The organism is Chitinophaga sp. (genome assembly GCF_036566945.1).
Classification (GTDB): domain Bacteria; phylum Bacteroidota; class Bacteroidia; order Chitinophagales; family Chitinophagaceae; genus Chitinophaga.
This window is the reverse complement of sequence record NZ_DATCVJ010001000.1, coordinates 1-2,790: the sequence shown is the minus strand read 5'-3', so window position 1 is coordinate 2,790 and position 2,790 is coordinate 1. Positions and strand designations below refer to the sequence as shown.

The 2,790-nt window shown below is 45.5% G+C and carries 2 protein-coding genes; both read right to left on the bottom strand.

All coding sequences use genetic code 11. From position 1 onward, the window contains the following. Positions 1–44: 44 nt before the first annotated feature. Positions 45–1,811, bottom strand: a complete 1,767-nt coding sequence (locus tag VIP81_RS29905) for an OmpA family protein (RefSeq protein WP_331970477.1) — start codon at positions 1,809–1,811, stop codon at positions 45–47. Positions 1,812–1,846: 35 nt separating this feature from the next. Continuing rightward, on the bottom strand, positions 1,847–2,790 hold a 944-nt coding region (locus tag VIP81_RS29900), incomplete at its 5' end, for a hypothetical protein (protein WP_331970474.1).

Genomic DNA, 2,790 nt, shown 5'->3' with positions numbered 1-2,790 from the left:
ATCAGTATAATCAGTATAATCCTGGGTAAAGACAAAAATTCGCATTATTGACCTAATACGATCTGTACGCGGCGGTTTTTCGCGCGACCATCATTGGTGGTATTATCTGCGATAGGTTTGGTATCACCATAACCTTTTGATTCGATACGTGCTTCTGGTAATCCTTTACCCAGCAGGTAATTTTTCACCGCTTCGGCACGTTCGTTGGATAATTTTTCGTTGGCGGCTGAATTACCTACGTTATCAGTATGACCATACACGCCCACTTTCAAACCTTCCGCTACTACAGCGCTCTTCAGTATTTCATCCAGTACGGCAGTTGAACCAGCTTTGATAACTGCGCTACCGGTTTCAAACTGTATCTGGTATGATTTGGAAGATACTTCTGAAGTGATGCTTTCCGCATATTTTTCCTTGATAGCAGCACCTTCCAGTAACTCAGGGTGATTAGCCACCACAGAGGCGAGGAAAGACTTATCTACTACCTGTGTGTATACCGGATAAGTAGGCATAATTTCAGGGTACATCCTGGTCAGGATTTCACCGAAAGTAGTGTACACTATTTTGTAGCGGTCAATAGCATCTTTCCCCATACCGAAGGTGTTGGCAGCATCGGTGAGGTTAAATACCATGGATCCTCCCAAAGGAATATTCAGGCCCTGCGCATCTTTTTCTTCTACCCCATTGTAGTATTTCAGCCAGTAAGCACCATTCTGCTCGTTGTACACTTTGGCAGATACGTCACCGGCAAAAGCTTTTGCTTCGTTGTAAGAACGAACCTGGTCGCCGGCTTGCGCCAATGCAATGATCAGGTTTTCCATATCTGTACGGTGGTCGTAAGCAAACTTCTTGATGGTAATGGTGATGTTAGGCATCTGTGAAGAGTATTCTTTGGTAGATGCAATGTTCACCAGACCACCTTTTTTCTGTGCGATGTTCACGTCACCAGGTGTCCAGGTAGCCACACCGTCTACACCAACGGTGGTGTCTTTGCTGGTTTTCTTACCATCAATTACCAGTTTACGGGTTTCCTTGTAACCGGCGATGTATTTAGCACCGGCATCCAGGAAGTCGTTGGCGGCAATGATATTGATCGCATTGCGGTCATAGGAAGTTTCGTCCGGGTTTACAGGAATGTTGTTATCACCCGCCCATTTCAGCATGATGTTAATATCACCATCACGCAGTACACCGGCAACAGTTTTACCAATGGCACTCTTTGGATCTCTTTTCCATTCTACAGGTCCCATCAGTTTATCTTCACCATAGCTTTTACCCATGGTATAGAAAGCGATAGGCTGGTAATCAGCACCCAATGGCTCCAGTTCCTTTGCCAGTGCGGCAAAGAAAGCCGGCATACCGTCTCCCATGAAGGAAGCAAAGATACCTGTGGTGTTAGGATTCTTTTTATAGTCCTGTGCAAACTTCACCATGTCTGCCAGTGATTTATTACAATCATCCTGGCGTACCAGTTGCAGTTGCAGTTTTGCTTTATCTATCAATGAACCTTTGGTCGTATTTACGCCACCGTTGGCATACATCAGCGCAAACTGTGAGTTCCACGCCATTACACGCCAGGATATTTTGGTGCCGCCATTTAATGCTTCTGTACTTTCCGGCAAAGGCAGTTTCACAGCATTCCCTCCCAGAGAGGCTTCTGCCGCATCCGGCAAAGCTACTTTCCCGATTTCAGTAGCTGCTTTAGCTTGCTGAGGACGTTTATCCCACCATAAAATTTTTCCTGCATAGATGGCACCTAACAGCAGTACGATGCCAAAAACCTTTCCACCGGGTTTTACTTTCACAGCCATAGTTGTAATATTTACTTGTTAATTAGAGGTTATTGTTAGCTTAACAGATCGTTGTAGTTATCAGTACGTACAGTACCCGGTTGTTGGGGTTCGCGGGAAGGTTCCCACTTCTGTATATCCAGTTTATATGTTTTATCGGGGTCATAAGATTCCAGCATTTTCAGGCCCTGCAGCTCATAGGTGGCATTATCCAGGTCTATAGAGCGCATGAAGTCTGTAGAATAGTTGATGGCTTTTTTCATGCTGGCCAGTTTAGTAGCAATATCCTCTTTCAGGAATTCCATGGACTGTTCCACCATCAGTTTTTTCTCCGGATCTCCGTTGAAAATTTTGAGTGCAGATGACAATGCTTTGTTACCGGAGGTGACAGACTTGTACAGGTCTTTTTTCAATTCCAGTTCATTGCGGGCATCTTCAATCATGTAACCGCTGTTTTTGTGCACCTTGGTAAGGTAATCACCAATGCGGGCAAGGTTATCACGTATAGGGGTGAGCTGTGCGATGTATTCTTTCACACGGGCAATCTGCCTGGTAGCGTTACCCAGTTCCGGCAACATATTGTTGTTTTGGGCAGCTTTGGCGCGGGTCAGGAGCTGCGTCATTTCCTTTTCCTTTTCACCGATTTTAAGATCGATTTTTTCTTTCTGCGCGTCTACCTCAACCGATTGGGCATACAGCTTTTCGCGCTGTTCTTCCATATCGCCGATGTAATCTTCTGCAATGAGGAAAGGGTCGAGTTCAATCACCATTCCTACGAGTTTTTTCATGAGCCACTCGTACAGGTAAAACAGGCTAAGACGGAGTTTACGGTGTGTAACACAGTACAGGAATACGCCAAGACATACCAGTGCGATACCGAAGTTGAGTGTGTTCCAGACAACGGCGGTGAGGATGGGGATTACATAATACCCGATGGCCACCAGCAATCCCAATCCGATCAGGAGTCCGAATTTGCCACCTGGTCTGTTCCAATAAGATT